The 6288-nt window shown below is 50.7% G+C and carries 5 protein-coding genes; 1 reads left to right on the forward strand and 4 read right to left on the reverse strand.

Going from position 1 to position 6288, the window contains the following annotated elements; all coding sequences use genetic code 11:
- Window positions 1–138: 138 nt before the first annotated feature.
- The 4 genes from corA to AC0QH1_RS25795 form a co-directional block, all read right to left on the reverse strand.
- Complete coding sequence (gene corA, locus AC0QH1_RS25780) at window positions 139–1323, reverse strand: magnesium/cobalt transporter CorA (RefSeq protein ID WP_324634305.1); 1185 nt, start codon at window positions 1321–1323, stop codon at window positions 139–141.
- Between the two features lie 398 nt (window positions 1324–1721).
- Window positions 1722–4103: a PAS domain-containing sensor histidine kinase gene (locus AC0QH1_RS25785; RefSeq protein WP_324634308.1), complete on the reverse strand. Its 2382-nt coding sequence runs from the start codon at window positions 4101–4103 to the stop codon at window positions 1722–1724.
- A 768-nt stretch (window positions 4104–4871) separates the two neighbouring features.
- Window positions 4872–5300, reverse strand: a complete 429-nt coding sequence (locus AC0QH1_RS25790; RefSeq protein WP_324634306.1) for a hypothetical protein — start codon at window positions 5298–5300, stop codon at window positions 4872–4874.
- Window positions 5301–5408: 108 nt separating this feature from the next.
- Window positions 5409–5636 carry a hypothetical protein gene (locus AC0QH1_RS25795; protein WP_324634307.1) on the reverse strand — a complete coding sequence of 76 codons (228 nt, stop codon included), beginning with the start codon at window positions 5634–5636 and terminating at the stop codon, window positions 5409–5411.
- A gap of 87 nt (window positions 5637–5723) precedes the next feature.
- Here AC0QH1_RS25795 and AC0QH1_RS25800 point away from each other — a divergent pair, with 87 nt between their 5' ends.
- Window positions 5724–6260, forward strand: a complete 537-nt coding sequence (locus AC0QH1_RS25800) for a M48 family metalloprotease (protein ID WP_324634309.1) — start codon at window positions 5724–5726, stop codon at window positions 6258–6260.
- The last annotated feature ends 28 nt before the right edge of the window (window positions 6261–6288 follow it).

Below are 6288 nucleotides of genomic sequence, written 5' to 3' on the forward strand. Positions count from 1 at the left end.
GGCTGGTCAGGTGGTTAGAAGTACAAGCCCCTGGCTTTAGACATGGGGTTGGTTTCTACGGAGTCCCTGACGGTTTTTCCTACAGGTTGATGGCTACCCTCAGTCTACATGCTCTTGTGCGTGAAAGACATGCTACCCTCAATCATCTTTGAGGTCTGAAACGTTCTTAAACCATCCCCGACGCCAGAAAAAGCAAATCAGCACTGTGGCGATCGCAACCATCAACACCCACACTGCCGGATATCCCCAGTACCAATTCAATTCTGGCATATTCCACGGCGATACCTCGGGATTAAAGTTCATTCCATACACCCCTACAATAAAGGTTAGGGGAATAAAAATGGTCGAAATGACTGTGAGCAATTTCATCACTTCATTCATTTTGTTGCTCACCGCTGACAAATACACATCCATCAACCCGCTGGCTAACTCTCGGTAGGTTTCTACCATATCCAAAACTTGAATCGTATGATCGTAACAGTCTCTCAGATAAATGCTCACCTCTTCTCCAATCAGCGGACTCCCTTCGCGAATCAATTTGCTAATTGCATTGCGCTGCGGCCAGATGGAGCGCCGCAGGTATAGCAACTCTCGGCGTAATTTGTATATTTTACCTAAAGTGTGAGTTGTGGGGTTGAGTACCACTTCGTCTTCTAAGTCTTGAATCCGCTCGCCATATGCTTCCAAAACGGGGAAAAATCCATCGATTAGGGCGTCTAACAAAGCATATGCCAGATAGTCGGCTCCATATTTGCGAATGTTGCCTTTGTTCGTGCGAATGCGATCGCGCACCGGCCCGAAACAATCGTGTTCGGGTTCTTCCTGTACGGTTAGCAGGTAATGTTTACCCAACACAAAGCTCACTTGTTCGGACATAAAATATTCTTCGTCGGGATCGGGCCGCTCTTCTTTGAGCATCACCATCCGCGCAATAATCACTTGCTGCGACTGATAATCTTCTACTTTCGGTCGTTGGGGAACATTGACAATATCTTCTAGCAGTAGCGGATGCAATTCAAACACTTTCCCCAACCGCTGCAAAATATCCTCACTTCCCAACCCCTGCACGTCTATCCAAGACACTGACTGCTTATCTAAATACGGAATACAGGTTTCTGGGCTACCCAACTCTACCCGGGTGGCTTTGCTGAAGTTATAGTCGATTAATATCAGTGTCGGCGGTGACGCATCGGACTCAATACTAAGGGTTCCCGGCATACTCCCGGGTTCGTCGTAGAAGTAATCCACATAGGATTCTTCTTCCTCTTCGTGGCGATCGCCTGGAGCAACCACTTCAGACGTCGTAAATTCTCGTTCTATCATGGGGTTGAATGCAACAACAACTATCAACAGCGATTTTAAGTAATTTTTACGCGAATTGTCTTCTGTGACCGAGAACTTCCCTCTGTAGAGCGATCGCCCTGACCCCTCTTGCCTAAGATTTTATTTGTTTCCCGCCTGTTTAAAACACTGGCTTTTTACCCCTGTACTTTTCCAGGATAAACTTGCTAGCCATCAAACCTTCTTTTTTCTTCTATGGTGCCCGGTCGATTGCCTCCAAAAAGCTTGCGATTGAAATACCACCCGCCGTAACTACATCTGCCTACGCAGACAATTTTTTTAACAGCGATTCTCCCGGATCCCATCGGAGTGCAAATCGATCGCAGCCTCCCGGTCAATCGCCAGTTAACAATCGGAAATTGCCCTAAGACCCCCGCCACCTAAATCCGGATTTTACAGCTCAACGCTTCAGAGGTAACGGGAGTTTCAGAATCGCGGCGATCGCCAGCGGGGGGTTCTTGCACCCTCATGGGCAGATAAACCGTAAAAGTCGAACCCACTCCCACTTCACTTTCTACCATGATATCGCCCCCCATCATCTGACAGAACAGGCGGCTAATCGCCAAACCCAAACCGGTGCCGCCATACTGGCGAGTCGTGGATGCGTCAGCTTGCATAAACGCTTGGAATAAATGTTCCACCTGTTCTGGCGTCATGCCAATGCCAGTATCGCGGACGCGAAAGACGAAAAACTGCTCCTCTAAACTCCCATCCGATTGATTTTCATCCATCAAGATTTCATGTTGACTTCTCGGTTCGCGGGTGACACTCAGAGAAATTGTGCCTTGTTGAGTAAACTTAGCGGCGTTGCTCAACAAATTGAAAAGCACCTGTCGTACCTTAGTCAAGTCGCCGTACATGGTGCCCAACTCCCCGTGGCAGTTAACCACCAACTGATTCAAATTTTTTTCCACCAAAGGTTGAGTGGTTCCGCGCACTTGCTCGATTAACTTCGGCAACTCGAAAGACTCCAGAAATAGCTGCATCTTGCCCGCTTCAATTTTTGAATAATCTAAAATATCGCCGATAATCGAGAGTAAATGCTTGCCTGCGGAATTAATCGATCCCAGATCGGCGATAAACTCCGCATCGGAAATGCCGAGATCCACCGCATCTTCTTGCAGCAGTTCGCTATAGCCGATAATCGCATTTAACGGCGTGCGGAGTTCGTGACTCATATTGGCCAAAAAGGTACTTTTCGAGCGATTGGCCGCTTCTGCCGCCAGTTTGGCTTCGTAGAGTTGTGCTTCGGTTTGCTTGCGTTCGGTGATATCGCGCACCAAGATGCAATTGTACTGCTGAGCGTTGTATTCCAAATAATTCACCGTACTTTCCACAGGGAAAATCCGGCCATCTTTGGATTGGTGGCGAGATTCTAGAGTAAACGAGCCAAGTTGTTTGATTTCATCCCAGTAATCGGCCCACAAATGGGGTGGAAAATCTGGATTAATATCGTGAAGCGTCATCGAAATTAGTTCTTCGCGCGAATACCCTAAAGACAAACAAGCGGCATCGTTGACGTAAAAAAACTGCGCTTGGGAATCCACCCAAAAAACCGCATCGGCAGCGCGATTGAGGGAAAATTGAGTAAATCTGAGAATGTCTTCGATTTGCTCGCGGTGAGCTTGTTCGGCTTCCAAGGCGAGGGTCATTTGCTTGAGGGAGTCCGATTCTAGGACCGGGGCGATCGCGCGCATCCAGACTAGAAATTCATTCTCCTCGCAGGGGACGATTTGTACTTGGTATAACTGGCAGCGGCGGGGGCGGGGTGCAGGGGGATCTGGGGGAAGGGATTCTGGAGAGGGGGATTCTGAGGGGCGATCGCCACTCGGGAGTTCTAGCTCAAACGATTGTACGCTGTTTGTTTTTCCGGAGAGTTTGAAGTAGTGCCGAGTCAGCTTGGCAACCTCGGGAGGCCAAATATCCCACCATTTTTTGCCAATAATAGGGCGATCGCCATTATCTGACCATAACCGTTCGTTTTTTGGCGTTTTGAACTCGAGGCAGGTGCCATCTTCCCTCAAGCAGAACAGGATATCGGGAATTGCCTGTAACAGTGCGTTTGCTCGGCTGGGTCTTGCCCAGAAACTGGCTTGTCGGTCTTCCCGTTTGAGGGGGGTGAGGAGGAGATGTTCTGACGAGGGGGCAGGTTTGTGATTGTGATTTGGGGGAACTGCGGGGCGTGCATCCCGGGAAAAAGCGATTGCATCGGCGTGGCGATCGCCTGCGGTTTTTTTCCACCCCTTCCTTGAATCCGTGGCATTGCTGTGGGGGGGGTCGAGTTTGACAATCTGGCTAAATAAAATCAAGCCCCCAACTTTACCACTGGGGTGATGCCAGGGACGAATTTCGCCTTCAATCCAAGCAATCGAACCATCACTGCGGCGGAGGGGTTCGGGTTCCCAGCGCGCGATCGCACCTTGCAGGGCATGCGCGTGCATTCCTTGCCACCGTTGAAGTCTGACCATTTCCCCCTCCCCTTGCCTTGCCACCTTCGGGGTAAATCCCACCCCGCCATGATGGTTGCCTGTGGTTTTTGCCTTGATGCTTTTTTCCTGGAGAAACGGAAACAGTTCAGAATGAGAGCGGCCAATGAGCGAGGTGGCGCAGAGTTGATAATCCATCGCCCACTGACGAGTGGTAAGCAGGTAGCGCATCTGGTCGTCAACCATCGCGATCGCGGCAGGTGCTTGTTCCAAAAACAGAGCGAACAGTTCGCTATTGTCTACGGCGGACATGGCGGTATTTCCAAAAAATCTCATCACGATCGAGCATCAATTAAGGTGGAATCGGACACTGCAAAGGTTCCGAAGAAGAAGGGGGGGGGGACAACAATACCGGGCTAGGGTGCAATATTCTAAAGCAGAAGCGTTGCAAGGGTTAGATTCCAGATGCACGTTTTCAAACAGAAGAATGCAACGTTCAGTTTGCACGGGATGGAGGTGCGCGATTTTTGCAGGCGCGAATTGGGAGTAATTGCCACATTTTACAACGGCTTCATGCTGCTTTGGCGGCAAAAAGGGACAATTTGCCCCGGAGAGCGGAATTATCTTTCCCCAAGCAGCACAGTCTGACGAGTGTCTGGCGGCTGGCTGATTTGGGGGCGGGTTGTTCACTTGATGTTCGTGACGTTGGTGTTGGAGAGGGCGGTGGCGCGATCGCCAACCCATTACCCCCAACCGTAGAACATCAGTTTCCCGAATCTGGTAGGAGCAATTGAAACCGCTAGCTAGATAGGCCAGTATAATCCCCCAGGAAAACAATTCATTGATTTTATAATTCCCAAAATCAGTTGTCAACCAAAAAAATTGACATTATGGCGATGGATAAAAACGATAAACTCCCTTTTGGTGTAAACCAGAAGGGAGTTGAGTGGGGCAAATAGGCGCTCCTTTGAGCTGGAATTGCAGCGCGAGTGCAATGGTTGATTGGTGAAGCGATCGCCGGTTTTAATCGGACTGGAGATAAAATGTGAAACATGAGCGTTACCGTTTAAAAGCAACCACTATTCTGCCTGTGTGCAGGCAGTGCTACGAGAGCGCTCGGGGAATCGCCAGAGGTTTTTGGGGTGCGGCGTGCTGTTTGAGGGATTGTTTTGCCATTGCGATGGTATGGGGAAACACACCCACTAACATAGCCAAGGCTTCACTGGGAAGATTCGCAACAGTTTTACCGTCAAAGGATTGCGCGAACAGGTGCAAAATTTTTTGCGCTCTGTGCAGGGGAACCAACTCCATCAAAGGCTGTTGAATGGAGTTAAACCATTCTTGGCGCTGTCGATAGGCTTGCTGACGTTCCTGGTGCGACTCTGGATAAATCAATGCCACATCGCCCACCGCAATCGTGCGGACGCAATCGAGGTCAAACATACCGCCCACTGCCGCTCCCGGACCGGCGAACTCGGCATGATGGGCTTTGCATAGAATCAGACCGCCCTGCCGATTTGGATCGACCCTCAACAGTTGCCCACTTTTCAACTGCGAGAGCACAGCGGTGGATCGAGAGGAAACAGAAGATGGACTGTCGTCTTGTAACATAGTGTCTATAATTTTAGCCCTACGATTATACTATTGCACGGTTTGGGTAGTAAAACTGCGATCGCGATTCGAGCGCATAGTGACAAACGACACAATTGAGTGCGATCGCGATCGACCAAAGCTGCGATCGTCATCACACCCGAGCGGCGATCGCCCGAGAGCGGGGGGCCATGTGGGTGAGTGAACCCGTACCGAGTTAGGGGCGTTTTCTGCCCGTAGCGGCCAGAAGGGGGTCGCTACAATGAAGACAACTGACACCCGGATGGGCAAGCGAAAATCCTGATGGAGGCGATCGTTTTTCAGCGCTACCCAGTTTCCGACTAAAGGAGGCTAACCTTGATTTTAATGAGCTACTGGCTGATTGGGGGCACAGCAGGAGCCTTAATCGGCGTAGCATTAGCGGCACTCACCAACATTGGCTCTTGGTACTATTGCGATCGCATTGCCTTAGCGGCATATGGTGCCCAGCCCGTCTCTCAGGCGAAGGCACCGCAACTCCATCAAATGGTACAAAACCTCTGCTACCGCGCCTGGTTGCCAATGCCCGCGATTTATATCGTCCCCAGTCGCTCTCCCAATGCCTTTGCCATCGGTCGAGACCCGGAACATGCAGCCGTAGCCGTTACCGAAGGCATTATCGACCTCCTGCCCCCGGACGAACTCGAAGCGGTAATTGCCCACGAATTGAGCCATATCAATAACCGCGACACCCTAACCCAAGCCGTAGCGGCAACCATCGCCGGTGCCATATCCTTCTTAGCGCAGATGGCATTTTGGTTCGCACCCGGAGGCGGCGATGATGACGGTCTCAACCCTTTGGTGCTGCTCTTAACCTTTTTAGCTTCTCGGCGGGAAGCCCCGCGCTCTACCCGTGCTTGGTGAGCGTCGGGATGAGAGCCAGGGGAAATGG

It is taken from the genome of Phormidium sp. CCY1219, from assembly GCF_055795085.1.